The organism is Enterococcus saccharolyticus subsp. saccharolyticus (assembly GCF_029023825.1).
Classification (GTDB): Bacteria; Bacillota; Bacilli; order Lactobacillales; family Enterococcaceae; genus Enterococcus_F; species Enterococcus_F saccharolyticus.
On sequence record NZ_CP118957.1, the window covers coordinates 1486338 to 1504202 of the forward strand.

The 17865-nt window shown below is 36.1% G+C and carries 18 protein-coding genes and 3 pseudogenes; 2 read left to right on the forward strand and 19 right to left on the reverse strand.

Annotation, left to right across the window (positions count from 1 at the left end; genetic code table 11):
• Nucleotides 1-2 precede the first annotated feature (2 nt).
• The 3 genes and pseudogenes from PYW32_RS07695 to clpB all read right to left on the reverse strand — a co-directional run bounded on the left by PYW32_RS07695 (nucleotide 3) and on the right by clpB (nucleotide 4177).
• Nucleotides 3-766, reverse strand: a pseudogene (locus tag PYW32_RS07695) (ABC transporter permease).
• A pseudogene (locus tag PYW32_RS07700) lies at nucleotides 759-1459 on the reverse strand (ABC transporter permease); the annotation flags it as partial. The pseudogenes PYW32_RS07695 and PYW32_RS07700, both read right to left, overlap by 8 nt.
• A gap of 114 nt (nucleotides 1460-1573) precedes the next feature.
• On the reverse strand, nucleotides 1574-4177 hold the full coding sequence (gene clpB / locus PYW32_RS07705; RefSeq protein WP_016174887.1) for an ATP-dependent chaperone ClpB: 2604 nt from the start codon (nucleotides 4175-4177) through the stop codon (nucleotides 1574-1576).
• Between the two features lie 130 nt (nucleotides 4178-4307).
• On the opposite strand from clpB, the gene PYW32_RS07710 reads away from it, so the two are divergent.
• Entirely contained in the window at nucleotides 4308-4661 is a 354-nt protein-coding gene (locus PYW32_RS07710) for a DUF3021 family protein (RefSeq protein WP_275066183.1), read from the forward strand.
• A 166-nt stretch (nucleotides 4662-4827) separates the two neighbouring features.
• On the opposite strand, the gene PYW32_RS07715 is transcribed toward PYW32_RS07710, so the two are convergent.
• On the reverse strand, nucleotides 4828-5190 hold the full coding sequence (locus tag PYW32_RS07715) for a hypothetical protein (protein WP_016174886.1): 363 nt from the start codon (nucleotides 5188-5190) through the stop codon (nucleotides 4828-4830).
• Nucleotides 5191-5299: 109 nt separating this feature from the next.
• Entirely contained in the window at nucleotides 5300-5548 is a 249-nt protein-coding gene (locus PYW32_RS07720) for a hypothetical protein (protein WP_016174885.1), read from the reverse strand.
• 172 nt (nucleotides 5549-5720) lie between these two features.
• Here PYW32_RS07720 and PYW32_RS07725 point away from each other — a divergent pair.
• A pseudogene (locus PYW32_RS07725) lies at nucleotides 5721-6257 on the forward strand (glutathione peroxidase).
• A 183-nt stretch (nucleotides 6258-6440) separates the two neighbouring features.
• Here PYW32_RS07725 and PYW32_RS07730 read toward each other — a convergent pair.
• The 14 genes from PYW32_RS07730 to coaE form a co-directional block, all read right to left on the reverse strand.
• The gene (locus PYW32_RS07730; RefSeq protein ID WP_275066197.1) at nucleotides 6441-6824 is read right to left on the reverse strand and encodes a GNAT family N-acetyltransferase; all 384 of its coding nucleotides are present in this window, start codon (nucleotides 6822-6824) and stop codon (nucleotides 6441-6443) included.
• A 97-nt stretch (nucleotides 6825-6921) separates the two neighbouring features.
• Complete coding sequence (locus tag PYW32_RS07735) at nucleotides 6922-7827, reverse strand: bifunctional helix-turn-helix transcriptional regulator/GNAT family N-acetyltransferase (RefSeq protein WP_016174882.1); 906 nt, start codon at nucleotides 7825-7827, stop codon at nucleotides 6922-6924.
• A gap of 127 nt (nucleotides 7828-7954) precedes the next feature.
• A complete protein-coding gene (locus tag PYW32_RS07740) occupies nucleotides 7955-8128 on the reverse strand; it encodes a glycine zipper domain-containing protein (RefSeq protein WP_016174881.1) in 174 nt (57 codons plus the stop codon).
• Nucleotides 8129-8399: 271 nt separating this feature from the next.
• Nucleotides 8400-9434, reverse strand: coding sequence for a lysylphosphatidylglycerol synthase transmembrane domain-containing protein (locus PYW32_RS07745; RefSeq protein WP_016174880.1), 1035 nt, complete (start codon nucleotides 9432-9434; stop codon nucleotides 8400-8402).
• Nucleotides 9435-9443: 9 nt separating this feature from the next.
• Nucleotides 9444-9713 carry a DUF1294 domain-containing protein gene (locus tag PYW32_RS07750; RefSeq protein ID WP_016174879.1) on the reverse strand — a complete coding sequence of 90 codons (270 nt, stop codon included), beginning with the start codon at nucleotides 9711-9713 and terminating at the stop codon, nucleotides 9444-9446.
• Nucleotides 9714-9808: 95 nt separating this feature from the next.
• Nucleotides 9809-10717 (reverse strand): diacylglycerol/lipid kinase family protein, encoded by a 909-nt coding sequence (locus tag PYW32_RS07755; RefSeq protein ID WP_211210780.1) that lies wholly within the window; start codon nucleotides 10715-10717, stop codon nucleotides 9809-9811.
• Nucleotides 10718-10768: 51 nt separating this feature from the next.
• On the reverse strand, nucleotides 10769-11998 hold the full coding sequence (pepT, locus tag PYW32_RS07760) for a peptidase T (RefSeq protein ID WP_016174877.1): 1230 nt from the start codon (nucleotides 11996-11998) through the stop codon (nucleotides 10769-10771).
• Nucleotides 11999-12013: 15 nt separating this feature from the next.
• Nucleotides 12014-13135 carry a Nif3-like dinuclear metal center hexameric protein gene (locus tag PYW32_RS07765; protein ID WP_016174876.1) on the reverse strand — a complete coding sequence of 374 codons (1122 nt, stop codon included), beginning with the start codon at nucleotides 13133-13135 and terminating at the stop codon, nucleotides 12014-12016.
• Complete coding sequence (locus PYW32_RS07770; RefSeq protein WP_016174875.1) at nucleotides 13132-13830, reverse strand: tRNA (adenine(22)-N(1))-methyltransferase; 699 nt, start codon at nucleotides 13828-13830, stop codon at nucleotides 13132-13134. Before PYW32_RS07770 ends, PYW32_RS07765 begins: the two co-directional genes overlap by 4 nt.
• A 73-nt stretch (nucleotides 13831-13903) precedes the next feature.
• Nucleotides 13904-14323, reverse strand: a complete 420-nt coding sequence (locus PYW32_RS07775; protein ID WP_016174874.1) for a hypothetical protein — start codon at nucleotides 14321-14323, stop codon at nucleotides 13904-13906.
• An 11-nt stretch (nucleotides 14324-14334) separates the two neighbouring features.
• Nucleotides 14335-15261 (reverse strand): primosomal protein DnaI, encoded by a 927-nt coding sequence (gene dnaI / locus PYW32_RS07780; protein WP_035010287.1) that lies wholly within the window; start codon nucleotides 15259-15261, stop codon nucleotides 14335-14337.
• Nucleotides 15261-16643: a replication initiation and membrane attachment family protein gene (locus tag PYW32_RS07785; protein ID WP_016174872.1), complete on the reverse strand. Its 1383-nt coding sequence runs from the start codon at nucleotides 16641-16643 to the stop codon at nucleotides 15261-15263. Before PYW32_RS07785 ends, dnaI begins: the two co-directional genes overlap by 1 nt.
• Nucleotides 16644-16661: 18 nt before the next feature.
• Nucleotides 16662-17132: a transcriptional regulator NrdR gene (gene nrdR / locus PYW32_RS07790; protein ID WP_016174871.1), complete on the reverse strand. Its 471-nt coding sequence runs from the start codon at nucleotides 17130-17132 to the stop codon at nucleotides 16662-16664.
• A 144-nt stretch (nucleotides 17133-17276) separates the two neighbouring features.
• A complete protein-coding gene (gene coaE / locus PYW32_RS07795; RefSeq protein ID WP_016174870.1) occupies nucleotides 17277-17864 on the reverse strand; it encodes a dephospho-CoA kinase in 588 nt (195 codons plus the stop codon).
• Between the last annotated feature and the right edge of the window lies 1 nt (nucleotide 17865).

The window sequence follows — 17865 nt, forward strand, 5'->3', positions numbered from 1 at the left end:
CTTTACGCAATAGACGCTAAGCCTAGCGTTTTTTCAATTAGATACATCAAGCCAATCGTCAATAACATCAACATCACTGAAATTGCAGAAACGGTTGGGTCATAGTTGTATTCCATGTAACTTAATAAAGAGGTCGGTAGCATCGTCACACCAGGACCGGATAAGAACATCGATACCGGAACATTGTTAAATGAGTTAACAAACGCCAACATAAACGCTGCAAAAATCCCTGAAGAAACATTGGGTAATACAATTTGCATGAATGCTCTGAAACGTGTGCAACCTAACGTCCAAGCAACTTCTTCAATCGAATAATCCAATTGATCCATACTAGAACCAACCACACGAATAATATACGGTAAACTAATTAAAAAGTGACCAATTAATAACCCTTGGAATACCGGTAACCCTAGTGCAACAACAATAAATTGAAAAAGTGTATAACCGACAACAATTCCTGGAATCACAGTTGGCGATAAGAAGAAACTTTTAATTAAGTTTTTCCCTTTGACAGAGTATCTTGCTAACGCATATGAAGCAGGAACGCCTACTAATAAAGCTAAAACTGTTGCAAGTAAACCGATGATTAAGCTTATTTTAAAGCTTTCTAACATTGTTTCTGAACGCAACGCATTCCCATACCAATCTAGGGAAATTGAATCGCAGCAGCTGTTCCAAATGATGTAATGAAAATTAATAGCAAGGGTAAAAATAAAAAGGCAAATACTAAAATCGCAATAATCGTCATTCCTTTTTGTTTACGCATGGTTCATTTCTCTCCTATCCATTCGACTTGCAATAATATTTAAGCCTTTCATCACAATTAAAGTAGTCACAATCAACGCAATAATGGCAACGGCATTCCAATCACCTAGTCTAGACGCTTTTTGATAAAGGAAGGTTGCTAACAGCATTTTTTGATTCCCCCCAGTAATTGCGGTGTTGTATACGCTGTTAATGTTCCAGTAAACACTAAAATACTCCCAACAATCGCACCGGGAACGGATAGTGGCAACACAATTTTGACAAAGGCAATAAACGGGGACGCACCTAACGTTTCCGCAGCTTCTAACATCTCACCTTCGATATTTTCCATCACACCCACCAGTGTCATAATCATCGTTGGTAAGAATAAATAAACGGAACCAATAATAATGGAAAATTCGGTATAAAGTAAGCTTAACGGCTGTTCAATAATTCCTAATGAAACTAAAAAATTATTAATCACGCCATTTTTTCCTAAAATATTAATCCAAGAAAAACTACGAATGACAGAGTTGGTTAATAAGAGAAATAACGTCATCGCCATTAAAATTCCTCGCCATTTTTTCTGTAAACCAGCAATAAAATACGCAGTCGGGATACCTAGAATTAACGAAATGACGGTGACAATTCCCGATACACGAATCGTCCGCCAAAAAATACCACGGTTGTATTCATCTTGAAAGAAGGCGATATAATTACTAAGACAACATCCAAAAACCTAATCTTATACTCATCGTTTCCTTCTCATTCCTTTATCGTTCGTAAAAAAACAGACTTGAACGCCTAGATAGGAATTCAAGTCTATTTTTTATTCTTCTATTGGTTCATTTTGAAAGACCAATTGATCATTTAGTAAACTAATTGTGACATTCGTTTTTGGTAATACACGACCGGAAACAATTTCTTTTGCCAATGGCGTTTCGACTTCACGGGTAATGAAACGACGTAATGGACGTGCACCATAGGCTGGTTCATACGCTTGTTCCGCAATCCAAGATTTGGCATCGTCAGCAATGCTCAAATAAATTTCTTGAGCGACTAAACGACTTGCTAATTGTGCCACAATCTTATCAACGATGCCTTTCACATTGTCTAAACTTAATGGTGTAAATAGAATCGTATCATCAATACGGTTCAAGAACTCTGGTTTGAAATGCCCTTTTAGAATCGTCATCACTTGTTCTTCCACTGATTCTGGAATTGTCCCCTCTGCAGTAACACCTTCTAATAACAATTGTGACCCAATATTACTTGTCATAATTAAGACTGTATTTTTAAAGTCGACAACGCGGCCTTTTGAATCAGTTAAACGACCATCATCTAATACTTGTAACAAAATATTGAAGACATCTGGATGGGCTTTTTCAATTTCATCCAATAAGATAATCGTATATGGATTCCTACGAACAGCTTCGGTTAGTTGTCCACCTTCCTCAAAACCAACATATCCTGGAGGTGCCCCAACTAAACGCGACACAGAATGTTTCTCCATGTATTCACTCATATCAATTCGAACCATATGATCTTCAGAATCAAACAAGTTTTCCGCTAACGCTTTGGCTAATTCTGTTTTACCTACTCCAGTTGGTCCTAAGAATAAGAAAGAACCTAACGGACGATTTGGATCTTGTAAACCAGCGCGTGAACGAATAACCGCATCACTCACAGCATTCACCGCTTCTTCTTGACCAATGACACGTTTATGAAGGGTCTCATTTAATTTCATTAATTTTTCGCGTTCGCCTTCGACTAATTTTGTTACAGGAATTCCTGTTAAACGTCCGACAACCGTTGCAATTTCATTTTCAGTCACTGATTCTTGAACCATCCGTAAATGATCGTGCGTATCTTTATTTTCCAATGCTTTTAATTCACGTTCTAGTTGTGGAATTGTACCATGACGTAAGACTGCTGCACGTTCTAAGTCATAATTGTTTTCTGCATCTTCTAATTCATGTTTGGCACGATCGATTTCGGCACGTTTGTTCGAAATCTCGTTCACTTCTTCTTTTTCAGTTTCCCATTGCATCTTCATCGCATTTGCTTCTTCACGTAATTCAGCTAATTCTTCTTGAAGAGAGGCTAAACGTTTTTTCGATGCGTCATCAGTTTCTTTTTTTAGTGCAGCTTCTTCAATTTCCAATTGCATTAAACGACGAGTCACTTGGTCTAATTCAGTTGGCATAGAATTCATTTCAACACGAATGGTCGCACACGCTTCATCGACTAAGTCAATCGCTTTATCAGGTAAGAAACGGTCTGTAATGTAACGATCAGACAAGGTTGCTGCAGCTACTAACGCATTATCATGGATATTTACGCTATGATGGATTTCAAAACGTTCCTTCAAGCCACGTAAAATAGAAATTGTGTCTTCAACGGTTGGTTCTTTGACTAGTACCTTTTGGAAACGACGTTCTAACGCTTTATCTTTTTCCATGTATTGACGATACTCATCTAATGTCGTTGCACCAATGGTATGCAATTCCCCACGTGCTAACATTGGTTTTAATAAGTTTCCAGCATCCATACTACCTTCTGTTTTACCAGCACCCACGATATTATGAATTTCATCGATAAATAAGATAATACGTCCATCTGATTTTTTCACTTCTTGTAAAACCGCTTTTAAACGCTCTTCAAACTCACCACGGAATTTTGCTCCCGCAATTAATGCACCCATATCTAACGAAAAGATTGTTTTGTCTTTTAAATTTTCGGGAACATCTTTACGAACGATACGTTGGGCTAATCCTTCGACAATTGCTGTTTTACCAACACCAGGTTCACCAATTAAGACAGGGTTATTTTTTGTTTTACGAGATAAAATACGAATCACATCGCGAATTTCTTCATCACGACCAATAATCGGATCCATTTTTCCATTTTTCACTTGTTGAACTAAATCAACACCGTATTTTTCTAATGCTTTGTATTGTTCTTCTTGGTTTTGTGAGGTCACTCGATCTCCTCCTCTCATCTCTTCTATGCTTTTACGTAATTCTTTTTCGTTAATCCCTTGTTTTGTTAAATACTTGGTTAGTCGATAATTTTTTAATTTCATTAAAGCCAGCAAAACGATTTCTGTTGATAAAAATTCATCTTGAAAAGACTCTCTTAATTTATCCGCTTCATTTAATAAGTGATACAAATTTTGACTCATACTTTGTCCATATTGAACATTTCCGCCTTCAATACTTGGGTATTCATCTAAGGCACGATCAACTTCTGTTTCAAAAGCATCGACGTCAATTCCTGCATCTGTGTAAAAATTTCTGGCAAAATGATTTGGTTGTAAAAAGATTTTCCATAAATGGGCAATATCGATTTCTTGATGGTGACGCGTCACAGCGATTTGTTGTGCTTCTGCAATTGCGCCTTGAAGTGTCGTCGTCATTTTTTCTATATTCATATTATTTCCTCCCATCATTTGACTAAGGCCTATCGCCTTACAAGAACTATTATACGACTATGGTCAGTAAAGGTCAAAAAATAACCCTCCAAAGTTAAAAGATTTCTTCTCTTTATTATCTATCTTCATTTTGTTTTCTTATTGTGGTGGTATTCCCTTTGTCATTATGTCCTCGATAGCTCTGATATTGCAAATGCAAGGAAAATTCTATGAAGCTAAAAGTACATTTGTTGTCGCTGTAATTTGTCGGTTTGTTGGTGCTGCAACTGTCATTTATCAACGCAATTCGTGGACACTTGCTAAACAAACCCTTGTACATTTTTTCGTTATGTTACTCACAGTCTATCCCCTTTTATTATGGAGTGATTGGTTTAAGAGGGATACGTTTGTAGATATGTTTATTGTTCTGTTACTTTTCGTACTTGTTGGTGTGCTCTTATGGTGTGGCATTATGGTATTTCGAAAATTATTTGACTTACATTAACAAAAAGCTTAGACAACTTTTCTCTGCTGTCTAAGCTTTTGATTAACATTTAAACAAATTTTTTTGTTGTTTCTTTAATTGATAGCTGCTTTCTGTTTCATTTATTTGATGCAATGCGAATCAATTTGTTGGTTGCATTGCACGTAACATCGTTTACCTTCGCATTTTATTTAGGAAACTGATTTTTTATTTTTTCGGCATACGCTGCTTTTTTTGTGTATAACTTAAATAAAATATGGAAAACACCACAAGCTACTAATAAACCGCCATACATCATATTTCCCTGCCAGAGAACATACGTATTAAATACCGCAATTAGAACTAACGAAACGAAAAAAGAAACCATCATTCGCATCATTAATCCTTTTGCTTTAATCGTGTTAAAATACGCAATCCATTTCCCTTCATCCATGTGCTGTATAATTCGTTTCATATGAAAAAAGAGCATCAATAACAACACTGAGACTAATAAAGCTAAATAAATAGACGCTAAGACCGTAATAAATAAGCTTAAAATATCTAAAATCAAATAGACATCTCCTTGAATTTTTATTTCTTTCAAAGTCTACCATAGAATAACTATTGTCTCAATAATAGAAAACCAGTTATCTGTGACGCTCAAGATAACTGGTTTTCATTCATTTATTTTCTTTTTTATTTAGCCATTTTACACTAAAGAAGAACGAAGAGACACTTAAAACAAAACTACCAATTAAACAATTAAAGCCAAGTTTTAAAATAAAGAGATCCACATCTTCCCATCTAGTCAAATCAAAATTAGGTGCCCCAACTTGTTTTACAGATTTTGATGCCACTACAAATAGAATAATTGCTCCAATCATTAATAAAATTGAACCGAGTTGTAACAAATGATTAATTTTTTTCATTGTCCCTCTCCCCTTTGACAAACAATCTGGTAAACGCTTTGCTTGATTTTAACATATCCTCTGTCATACAACCAAAATTGACCCTTACTACTATGAAAATATCAGCAGATACTAATCAAACATTCACACGAATAAAACGTTTGCAGTACAATATATACAAGGAGGGAAAATAATGACAACAATTTACGATTTTACAGTAACCGACCAAGCTGGTAATGATTTCCCATTAAAAAATTACCAAGGCAATGTGTTGTTGATTGCAAATACTGCGACAAAATGCGGATTCACCAAACAATATGACGCATTAGAAGAACTCTATAAAGAACTAGCAGATCAATCATTTGAAATACTCGATTTCCCATGTAATCAATTCATGGAACAAGCACCTGGAACGAGTGAGGAAATTAATCAGTTTTGTGCATTGAATTATGGAACGACTTTTCCTCGTTTTGAAAAAATTGATGTGAATGGTTCCCAAGCAATCCCTTTGTACCAATGGTTACGAGAAACAAAACCGATTGATGAAGGCAAAGACGCGCAAGCATTTACTGAAAAAATGCAGGCTTTTAATCCTGATGCAGAAGCAAATGCCATTCATTAGAATTTCACAAAATTTTTAGTCGACCAACAAGGCAATGTGGTACATCGCTATTTACCAACTGTTGAACCTTCAGAAATAAAAAATGATATTTTGTCCTTATTAGGATAAAAAAAATCCTCACTGATGAATGCAGTGAGGATTTTTTTACATTGTTTTTCAACCAACATTGCGTTTGCAATAATAATTGCCATTACTTACTGATGAAATGACTTCTTTTTTGCTAATTTATCTTGCACATCACGTATCAGAGTCGCGTCAAAATCTATTCCCCTAATAATGATGCGCAAATACTCAATGATCCTCTTCATCAATTATTAATTCCGCTTGATAATCACACCGTTCATATTCATCAATATCAACCGGCACTTCTTGAAAACCAAACATTTGATAAATGTGTAGCGCTGATTTCAAGTTTTTATTTGAATAAATGACAACTTTTTTGGTCTTTTTATCCTTAGCATAATCCAAAGCAGCAGCAAATACAGCTTTGCCCGCCCCTTTTCCTTGAAATTTTTCGTTGGTAGCAAATTTACAAATTTCCCAAATATCTGGTTGCAATTCAATTACCATGCAAGTGGAGAGAACTTGTTCACCATCAATTGCAAAAAAAATCATGCCTCCTTGTTCTAAGTAGTGCGCTACATTTTCAAGCTGTTCTAAATCATGGGATTCAATTTAAAAAAATTTATCAATCCAATGCTTATTTAAATCGATGAATTCTTGCTTATATTGTTTATCATAACGAATAACCTTCATCTTATTTCCACCTTTTTTAGTTGTGTTTCCATTCCCACTTTTCATCCATTACTTCATGTTCTTTCCATTTTTTCGTTGGAATTGCTTCGGTTAAAGTAAAACCACTTCTTACATATAAATTTCTAGCTTGCGTTAATTCATTAATAGTCCATAGATAGACATGTAATAATTGTTTGGTTGCTACAAAATTCATTAGCGTCTCTAATAATTGTTTGCCTAATCCTAAATGTTGATATTTGGCATCTACAGCAAACCAATGAATTTCCCAATCCGCTGTGTCATTTTCAACAATGCCAATCGAACCTACACGCACACCGTTTACTTTGGCAAGCCAAATTTTTCCAGAGTGTGGCTGCTCCGTATAATGACTTAAAGAATTTAAAATATGTGTTTGAATGGCATAATGATACCCTAATTCGCTATAAACTCTGCTATGCAAGTCTGCAACAAAACCTATATCCTGAATTTTGGCTTCACAAATTTCAATAAGATTGTTTTTTTCATACGTATTCTTAAAAACAGTCATCGCACAATCTAGTCGCTGAATTTCTTGTTTAGAATAAGGAACCAATTCTTCTCGCAATCCTGCGCGAACAATCTCCGTTTGTTCTAAATACATCTGTTTCCCTTTTTCAGTTAGCGATAAAATAAATGACCGCTTATCTTCTTTATCTGGTACACGAATAATAATGCCATTTTTTTCAAGTTTATTTAACATTTTACTTAATTGACCTTTATTCATTGTTAAATTCTCACTAATATCTTTAGCACTCAATGCATGGTTATTGTAAATTTCTGCTACAACATTGGCTTCACCAATAGTAAAGAGTTCCCCATAAAATTTAAAATCAAATTTACCTAATAAGTTCGCATAAAATCGGTTAAACCCTCGAAATTTATCTATAAATTGCAAATTAGTCATTGGCTTTCCCTCCTATATTTCTACTTTACACATTTTAGTTTAACTTGCAAACTAAAATATTTCAACAATTAAACTATTTAAAAAATAAAAAAGGTAGAAAGTCCATCCTGACTTTCTACCTTTTTTCTCATTTTTCGTTCTTTTTCTGATTATCTAAACCTGCACCGATTGCCACTCCTAATGCGACGCCTAAAGCAATACCTAAAGCTAAATTATCAAACAATAAACCAAACACCACACCAAAAGCGGGACCTAATGAGACACCAAGAGCTGTATAATTCACATCATCTTTTTTCTTCATGTTCTCCACTCTCTTTGGTTTTCTTACTTTAAGCCTAACAAAGAATACATACTGTAGCAATTATTTTAAATAGATTCGGGTAAATCCTTGCGATACATTTCGGAAATGTTTGTTGCTTCTTCGAGTGCAAACATCGTTTTTTCATTCAGTTTTGCGTAACAAATACCGTATCATTTGTTTGAAATAGTTTCTCAGCTAATGCTGAAATCTCATCATTTATTCTGGTAAGTCTTCTAAATAAACCTTTCTATCAGCAATTTCTACTGTCATATTATTCATTTCTCTCTGCTTTCAATTCTTCCAATTCATTGGATAGAGCATTTTTACGATCGACTAACACGCCGACGAAACCGAGTAAAAAGGGTAAGACGTATGAAGCAAAACGATACAACAACATCGACGATACAGCATCCACGGTTCCCACAAGCGGACTAAATAAAAAGAGATACACAAATTCAAAAGCACCGATACCTGCGGGTGAAGGCAGTACACCGGCTAAGACTAATGTAAAACTAATCAATGAAAAGACCAATAAAAAATCCACATTCGGATGATTATCTACTAGACAAATATACGGTATCAGATACCACATGCCGAGTTTTATTACATTTAACAAATAAATTTTAACCAATGCTGTCCGATCTGTTAATACAGAAGAAACTGTCTCTCTTAGTGAATAAATTTGAATATTACAACGATCCACCAAATCACGCATTTTTTGCGTTTTCAAAAAACGATGACAGAGAGTGACAAACCCAACTTGCAATTTTAAACTCAATGAAATCACTAAGAAAAAGGAAATAATAACACCAGTCATCAACATACCGAGCAAAATTAAAGGAATCATTTTAGGTGCATGTTCATAAAACAATGAAAATTGAATAATCAATGCGAAAATAGCATAAGTCAAAATAGCCCCTTTATACATAATCATATGTAAAGCAGCGACACCCATTCCTTGTGATACTTTCAACCCTTTCCGATTGTAATAATTTACTTCCGAAATCAATGTTCCCATTCCAAACGTAATAACACGATAAAAGGCCACATGAAAAGCTGTTAGCATACCATCAAAGATACGAAACTTCTTCGAAAAGCCCGTAACAATAGAACGAATTGACCAGCCTTCAAAAAATTGATAGGCGATGCCTAAAAAGACCACACCTGCTAAAACAAGTAGTGACGTTTCTTTTAATTCTGCCAAAATATCGGCCAAAGAGTTTTTAATTAAATAAAACATTATCCCAAAAATCAAAACTAGCGCTAAAATATTCAAGATAAATTTGGTTTTCGCATTTATTTTCATTTCAATCTCCTAACTAAAAAAGAGCAAGAAACCATCAAAAATTACACCAATGAGAAAATAAACGAGAAACTTTCGTTTGCGCGTTTTATGATGAAATATGCTACGTGCTAGTAAACCACCTAGTCCACCACCCACAATGCCCATCAATAAAAGATTGGCTTCGGGTACACGCCATTGTTTTTTTCTTGCTTGTTGTTTATCATAGCCCATTAAACAAAAAACATAGATATTGACCAGTAGTAAATAGACCCAGACTGGATTTTGAATTATTTCTGACATATAAACCTCCATAGTTATAGGATACCTTACAACACAGCTTATCGTAAAGAATTTACCAATAGAAAAGCAGACAACTCTCATCGTCTGCTTGCCTTTTATTCGGTTGGTGGTGTAAATATTTCTAATTTTTGATGAACTACTTTTAATTCAACTGGTAGATCATCTGTTGGATCGCCATCTGTCCGGGTAATGATTTTTTTCTCGTCGGTCAATGGTTTCAGTATTGCTTTGTGTGCTGAAAAATATGTTACTCCAGGGATTTTATGAAATTGCCCTTTAAAAATGCGCGGAATATTATAGATAAAACGGAAAAATTGCAATTTAGGAATAATCGTAATGTGCATTTGCCCATCATCAGGTGTCGCTGATGCATCAAATTGCGTGAAACCACCTACAGAATTGGTCATTGTAATCGTCACTAGATGTGCCTTTCCTTGCCAAAAATCATCCTCTGTTTGAATTGATAACGGATATTTGCGTCGTTTAAATAAAATTCGGAAAAAACGTTTTGTAAAGGCTAATGGGCCATATTTTTGCTTTTCTTCTTGACTCACTTTTGATGCCGTATCTGCTAAAATTCCTACTGTCACAGTTGAAATCATGACATCATCATTCATTTTGCCATAATCAATTTTTCGTGTATGTTGATTGACAATGACTTGAAAGGCCTCTTTTTGATTCAACGGAATTTCCAACACACGAGCTAAATTATTCACCGTGCCCCCTGGAATTAAACCAACTTTATATTGATCAATCGTTTCTTGAAACATACGAACAACATGATGAACCGTACCATCACCACCAATTACTACGAGTGTGTCGATTTGATGATCGTTTGCTTTTTGAAGAATTTTCTTTTCATCCACATCGGGATTTGTTACTTGGAGGATGATTTTTTCGATATCTTTGTTATTTTTTGCAAACTCTTTAAAGTCTTTTGCAATTTTTTCACCTTCATTTTTTCCAGATGTATCATTATAAATGACCATGATTTTCATCTTCATCACTCCTAAAAAAAGATAGTAAAGATCACTTCGACTTTACTATCTTTTTTGTTATTTTGCCACTAATTCAGCGATTTTAACAATAACATCTGTTGCTTTTTCCATAGCTTGTAATGAAACATATTCAAAACGACCGTGCATGTTTTCGCCACCTGCAAAAATATTTGGTGTAGGAATCCCCATATAAGAGATTTTTGAACCATCTGTGCCCCCACGTACAGGTTCAATAATTGGTTCAATACCTAATTCGTGCATCGCTTGCTCAGCAACGTCAATGATGCTCATATCTTGCTCAATGATTTCTTTCATATTGTAATATTGATCATACATATGAACTGCGATACGTTCTTGATCGAATGAACGATTCATTTTCGCTTGAATTTCTGTTAGTAAGGCTTTACGTGCTTCAAACTTTTCACGGTCGTGATCACGAATGATATAACTCATTTTTGCTTCTTCAACAGAACCTGAAAAACCCATCAAGTGGAAAAAGCCTTCATAACCATCTGTTTTTTCAGGTACTTCGTCAGCTGGTAATTGATTTTGGAAATCAATCGCTAATTGCAAAGCATTAATCATTGTATCTTTCGCAGTACCCGGATGAACGTTTTTACCGTAGAAAGTAATATCTGCTTGTGCCGCATTAAATGTTTCATATTGCAATTCACCCACAGGACCACCGTCCATCGTATAAGCGAATTTCACATTAAAATCTTCAACATCAAATTTATCTGCTCCGACACCGATTTCTTCATCGGGACCAAATGCCACTTTAATTTCACCATGAGGAATAGCAGGATTCGCCAGTAAAATTTCCATCGCGGTCATAATTTCAGCGATTCCTGATTTGTCGTCCGCACCTAATAAAGTGGAACCATCTGTCGTAATCAATGTTTGACCTGCGTAATTTTTTAAATTCGGAAAATCTGTCGTCGTTAAAACGTATTTCCCTGCTTGATCCAAGGGAATATCTGATGTTCCATCATAATTTTCAACGATTTGTGGCTGAACATTTACTGCATTAAAATCAGCTGTATCCATATGTGCGATAAAACCAATCGCTGGCACTTCTTTGTCCACATTTGCTGGTAATGTTGCGACTACAAAGCCATTTTGTTCATTGTGATGCACATCAGATAATCCTAATGTTTCCAATTCTTCTTTCAAGGTATGCGCAAAAGCAACTTGCGTTTGCGTAGAAGGTGTTGTGGTGCTTTCTGGATTTGAGCGTGTTTCTGTTTTTACATAACGTAAAAAACGAGGTAATAAATTTTCGTACATCTGTCATTTCTCCTCTTATCTAAATTGGAAAGGATTGGTATTTGTTTCAGAAGAAATAAATTCAATATCCCAATTCTGTTCTTTTTTCCATTCTTCCATTTTTTCTATGAATTTTGGTACACAGACAACTTCAATGTTATGACCAGGGTCGATAACTGTCAACCCATTTGTTTGCATATCATGGGCTGTATGGTAATAAACATCGCCGGTAATATACACATCGGCACCTGCTTTTAAAGCATCTGGATAGAAATTGCCACCCGAACCACCACAAATTGCAATCGTTTGAATCATTTTTTTTGGTTTTTGAGGTTCAATTAGGCGTAATCCATCCAATTGAAAAACTTCTTTCACTTTTTGTGCAAACGTCTCAATCGACATTGGTTTCGCCAATTGACCGACACGACCTAGTCCAAATGTTTGAGGTGGATTGTCTAATAGTAAGATATCATACGCAGGTTCTTCATAAGGATGCACGTCAAACATTGCTGCCAACACTTGTTGTTGTAATGTTTCAGGATACAATACTTCAATCCGTGTTTCTTGCACTTGTTCTGCTTTATTTGCTGAACCAATCGCGGGATTAGCTGCTGCAGTTGGTGTAAACCGTCCCGTTCCAATCAACGAATAACTGGTATGATGATAATTGCCTTGTGATCCCGCACCCGCATCGCCTAAAGCTTGGCGCATCGCAGCACTATCTTCCACAGGGACATAAACCACTAATTTTTTAAAACGTACTTCATGTGTTTTTTTCAAATAACCTGTCACTTGAATATCCAACATCTCACAAAACCAATCGTTTAAGCCGTCTTCGATAATATCCATGTTTGTATGTGCAGCATAAACAGAAATATTATGACGCAATAAATCAATATACATTTTCGTTTGTAAATCATCTTCAATTAAACGTTGAACAGGCCGAAAAATAGGCGGATGTTTGGCAATGATGAAGTCTACCTTTTTTTCAATCGCTTCTTCCACCACTTCTGGACGAACATCCAATGTCATCATGACACGATTGATTTCACGGTTCAAGGTACCAATATGTAACCCAACTGGATCTCCTTCTTCAGCTAACCATAACGGACAATATGCTTCAAAACGACGAATCAACTCTTTGGCCGATAAACTCATGCCAAAACCTCCTTGATCCAAGCAAGTTGTGTTTGAATTTCTGCGACTTTTTCTAATGGTTTTTCTTCAGCTTTTTCCAATTGCGCTAAAACACGCTCTTTGCCAGCAATTTCACGTTGCCATTTTTGAATAAACACGTCGTTTTTTTCTTTTAATAAGTGCGGACCAAAAAATAGTTCTTGATCACTATAAGACACAGGTTCCTGTTTTTCAGCAACAATAATTTCGTAGATTTTTTTATTTTCTGCTAAAATTTCTTCTTCAATAATTGTATACTCATTCTCAACTAACCATTCACGCAACGTTTTTTCCCCCACGTTTGGTTGTAAAATGAGCCGTTCACTACCATTTATACGACCATGCTGTTTCCCAGCTTCTAAAATAGAACGGATTAACGTCCCACCCATTCCAGCAATCGTAATAGCATTAATACGGTCAGTTTCTTCAATCGCATCTAAACCATCTGCTAAACGCACCACAATCTGATCAGTCAATCCACTCTTGCGGACTTGTTTTTCTGCTGATTGAAAAGGACCTTTGACAACTTCTCCTGCGACCGCAAATGTAATTTTATTTTTTAACATTAATGCAACGGGTAAATACGCATGATCTGAACCAATATCTGCTAAACGAGCATCTTGGGGAACATGCGAACCAACACGTGCTAAACGTTGTGATAATTCTTGTTCATTCATGTATTTTCCTCTTTTCTCAAGAAAAATTCTCTTAAAAATGGTAACTGACCACGTTCAAGAGAATATTCAATCTTTATGGTAGTAAGGTAATGTTCTCAAGCGCATTACCAGCGACTTGTGGTGGTATCGATGCAGTCGTTGCTGGAAGTCCTTTTAAAGTTACTTCCACTTTGCTTCCTTTACGCCACGCACGCCAATAAGAAATATCTTCAGTATCTACATTTATCCCTACGCCCATTTCAGTAAATGTCGGAACAATGTTTTCTGGGTCTTCAATTGCTTCGACATTTTCTAAAAATAATAAGACATTTTTAGCGTCTAATGCTGATTCTTCCAAATTTTCTGTCAGAGTTCCAGTAAAGACCGTTTTTGATTCCATCGCTTCACTGCTTTGTGTACTTTCTTGTGATTCAGGTGTGTCATTGTTTGTACCACAGCCTGCCACAAAGACTAAACTTAGTCCTAAAAGACTACCGAGTAGCCATTTCTTCATGTTGTTCACCTCTATTGATTTCGTCGATTACGCCCGCTCATCCCAATTTCTTTGGTCAGATAACGGATACGTTCCATGATGCGTTTGGCTTTTAACGGCTCTTCTTCGCCACGTTGCGTAACAGACAAATGTTTTTCTAATTCGAGCATTGTAAAATTAGAGGTAAAAAATGTCGGAAGTTGCTCTTGCATTCGATATTGCAAGATAACGCCAAATACTTCATCTCGAATCCAACTACTCATCGCATCTGCACCAATATCATCTAACATTAAAATCGGTGCTTTTTTGATTGCTTCCATCTTTTCCGCCACTTGATCTTTCCCAATCGCTTGTTTCATTTCAACTGCAAAAGAAGGAAAATGTAACAAGGTTGATGAAAAACCAGCTTCGGCTAAATCGCGTGCAATTGCACCTAACAGATACGTTTTGCCAATACCAAAACTTCCTGATAGATATAATCCTTTATGGAAATTTTTAGGTGCTTCGCGATACGATTCGATAAAATCAATCGCCGCCATCAACGCTTCCCCACGTCCCGCGGTTCCTTCATAGGTCGCAATCCGAGCTTCTTGGATATCTTTCGGCATATTCAATGCTTGAACACGATTACGCACTTCTTCTTGATGTCTCCTTGCTAATAGTTCTTCCGTTGGGATATACGTCACATCCACTGAATGAAAATTTAACATCAACTGTGGCTCATACCCAGGAGCAATTTGGGCAGGGTCGTTTAATTCAAACTTGCGCTTTTCTTGGACAAATTCATATAGTTTGGCATAACTACGCTCAATATCGTCTTTGGTTAGCCGTTCTTTGTTGGCATCTAAAAAATTGCGCACATCCGAATCTTGTAAAACTTCTTGCATCATTTCTTCAAAACGTGTGCGGTAATTTTTTTGATCTAATAAGCGATTTAAATTCTTCCCTACATCTTCCATCATTTTTCACCTTCTTTGCGTCGTAAATAATCTTGCAATCGTTGATTAATTGCGGCTTGTTTCTCACTATCTTCAACCTCTTCAACTGGATTGTCTACCCAGTCAGGCAATGTTTCTTTACGAATTGGTTTGCGGTAATTGGTACGTTGCGTTTCGCGTTTTTCTTTGGCTTCTTTTGATTCTTTAACCAATTGACGAACATGTTTAATCGCATCTTCTGGACTTTTAATGCCCATCTCTGACCAGTTTGTTGCAATTCGATTCACAAAGCTTGCTTGTAGCGCACTATTATTCTGAACAACTAATACATAATGCATTAATACATTGATGACGCTGTTGGCCAACGGACTTTTTTCAATTAATGATTTCAATAGCCAAGTCTCTGAATCTGTCACAAAGCTATGTTTTTCTTGTTTAATAGCTTGTAAAAAATCAGCTGGTGCGGTCGCTTCACTCATTTGAATTAATTCAATATCTGGTTCGGAAAATCCGGATTGACGAAGTGTGTTAAAGCGACGTGTCTCCGCATCTTCCGAAACATAAATGCCCATCTTTTTCTGCGGTGTTTGTTTCGTATAACGTGTCACTACTTTCGCGAGTTCTTTTTCATTGACCTTTCCATCGACAAAAGAAACGGCTTCGGTCATTAAATCAACTAACTCCATCTCATCAAAACCATATAAATTTTGATAAAGTAACAATTGATGATTAAAATCAGCGGTAAAATTAGCACGAGAAATATATTTTTTCTCTGCTAGATTCACCAAGAATTCCCAATCGATTTGTGTTGCATCCAATTGAATCCCCGTCGTTTGTGGCATATTATAGGCTTGTGCTACTTGTTCTAATTTCGCCGTTTTGCGCATAAAAGACTCTTCATTAATTGATCCGTAGACTTCAGTAAATGGACGTGTAATTTCTTGATAACTAGAGATATCAAGTGTTTTAGGTTTAAAGCGTTCAACCATTTGATTGAATTTGCGTTCTCCGATGACACTCCACAATAAAAAGCTATACGTTTCATCTTTAAAAAAGGCACATGGATGTAGCGGTTCTTCCAAACGATACAAAAACATTCGACCGAATTCTAAATCTTCTTTCATAAAAACAGATAGCAACCCCATTCCTTCCAGCTGTTTACGAGCTTTCAAAAAATCAGGTAAACCAATGTTTAGCGCATTTAGCATATCAATATGTGCAAATTCATTTTCAAATGAATCTTCCTCATCGCCCAATAAAGCATAATACAACGCGAGAGCTTGCGCGCCGATAATTGGTTGGTAAAGGTATAATAAACCATCATTGCCTTCTTTGGTTAAAGGTAGGCTCTTGAACACTTGATAAATATGATTTGGTTGAACTTCATCCCAAGCGGTATTCACAAAAGCCCCTCCTTTAAATTATTCATTTGCTTCTTTGGCCTTATCAACAATGTCTTGTAGTTCCTTTAAGAAGACCGACATATCTTTAAATTGACGATAGACACTTGCAAAACGAATATAAGCAATTTCATCTAAATCGACTAATTCTTCCATGACATATTCACCAATTAAAGTTGATGGAATTTCATTTTCACCACGTTCACGAATACGTGTTTCAACATGATCGACAATTTGTTCCATTTGTTCCATCGCGACTGGACGTTTTTCAGCAGAGCGAATTAAGCCACGTAAGACTTTTTCACGATTAAATTCCTCACGAGCGCCATTTTTCTTAATGACTAAGAGAGGTGTTTCTTCTAATCGTTCAAACGTTGTAAAGCGAAAGCCGCAGTGTTCACATTCTCGTCTACGGCGAATCGCACGACCGTCATCGGCTTGACGGCTATCAATAACACGAGAATTATTATGATGACATTTTGGACAGTGCATATTTCCACCTCATTTATCTCTATTTATTTTTAAATTTTCTCAACGAATAAATTAAATTTCTTTCTATATTATAACACGTTTACCAGTTCTTCTGACAGAATAGATAAGAAAAAACTCTAGAAAACTCTAGAGTTTTTAATCTTTTTAAATAAATTTTTGTGCTTCTAACCAACTTTTAACGTTCTCTTTTGTTTGAGCGATAGAACCTTGGTTATCAAACACTATATCTGCACGTTGTTTTTTCTCTTCGATGGGTAATTGACTAGCAATTCGTTGTTGGGCTTGTTCTTTGGTCAACGTATCACGATTCATTAGACGTTCAAGTTGCACAGTTTCCGGAACATACACCACTGCAATTTTATCCATAAACTGTTCATAATTTGCTTCAAACAGTAAAGGAACATCTGCAATGACTAAGGGCGCATCGTGATACTGATGAATTTGCGCTGTAATGCTTTGTCGCAAAATTGGATCAAGCAACGCATCTAATTGTTGTCGTTTTTGTTCATCCGCAAAAATGATACTACCTAATTGCTTACGATCCAAATGGCCATTAGGTAATAAGATTCCTTCACCAAAATGTGCAACAATTGCTTGTAAGCCTGCTTGGTTTGGTTCGACGATTTTTCTAGCAATCACATCGCCATCGACAATTGGAAAACCATAGGCACGAAAAACAGACACCACGGTACTTTTGCCAGTTGCAATGCCGCCAGTAAGACCTAAAATCATG

Excerpts from the sequence above, each read along its gene's own strand:
- PYW32_RS07755 (WP_211210780.1), bottom strand. The coding sequence starts at position 10,717 with ATGAAGATGAAAATCATGGTCATTTATAATGATACATCTGGAAAAAAT.
- nrdR (WP_016174871.1), bottom strand. The coding sequence starts at position 17,132 with ATGCACTGTCCAAAATGTCATCATAATAATTCTCGTGTTATTGATAGC.
- clpB (WP_016174887.1), bottom strand. The coding sequence starts at position 4,177 with ATGAATATAGAAAAAATGACGACGACACTTCAAGGCGCAATTGCAGAA.
- PYW32_RS07735 (WP_016174882.1), bottom strand. The coding sequence starts at position 7,827 with ATGACTAATTTGCAATTTATAGATAAATTTCGAGGGTTTAACCGATTT.
- dnaI (WP_035010287.1), bottom strand. The coding sequence starts at position 15,261 with ATGGAAGATGTAGGGAAGAATTTAAATCGCTTATTAGATCAAAAAAAT.
- PYW32_RS07740 (WP_016174881.1), bottom strand. The coding sequence starts at position 8,128 with ATGAAGAAAAAAGATGATGTGAATTATACAGCTCTTGGTGTCTCATTA.
- PYW32_RS07770 (WP_016174875.1), bottom strand. The coding sequence starts at position 13,830 with ATGAATGAACAAGAATTATCACAACGTTTAGCACGTGTTGGTTCGCAT.
- PYW32_RS07750 (WP_016174879.1), bottom strand. The coding sequence starts at position 9,713 with ATGTCAGAAATAATTCAAAATCCAGTCTGGGTCTATTTACTACTGGTC.
- PYW32_RS07765 (WP_016174876.1), bottom strand. The coding sequence starts at position 13,135 with ATGAGTTTATCGGCCAAAGAGTTGATTCGTCGTTTTGAAGCATATTGT.
- PYW32_RS07720 (WP_016174885.1), bottom strand. The coding sequence starts at position 5,548 with ATGAAAAAAATTAATCATTTGTTACAACTCGGTTCAATTTTATTAATG.
- PYW32_RS07775 (WP_016174874.1), bottom strand. The coding sequence starts at position 14,323 with ATGAAGAAATGGCTACTCGGTAGTCTTTTAGGACTAAGTTTAGTCTTT.
- pepT (WP_016174877.1), bottom strand. The coding sequence starts at position 11,998 with ATGTACGAAAATTTATTACCTCGTTTTTTACGTTATGTAAAAACAGAA.
- coaE (WP_016174870.1), bottom strand. The coding sequence starts at position 17,864 with ATGATTTTAGGTCTTACTGGCGGCATTGCAACTGGCAAAAGTACCGTG.
- PYW32_RS07745 (WP_016174880.1), bottom strand. The coding sequence starts at position 9,434 with ATGAAAATAAATGCGAAAACCAAATTTATCTTGAATATTTTAGCGCTA.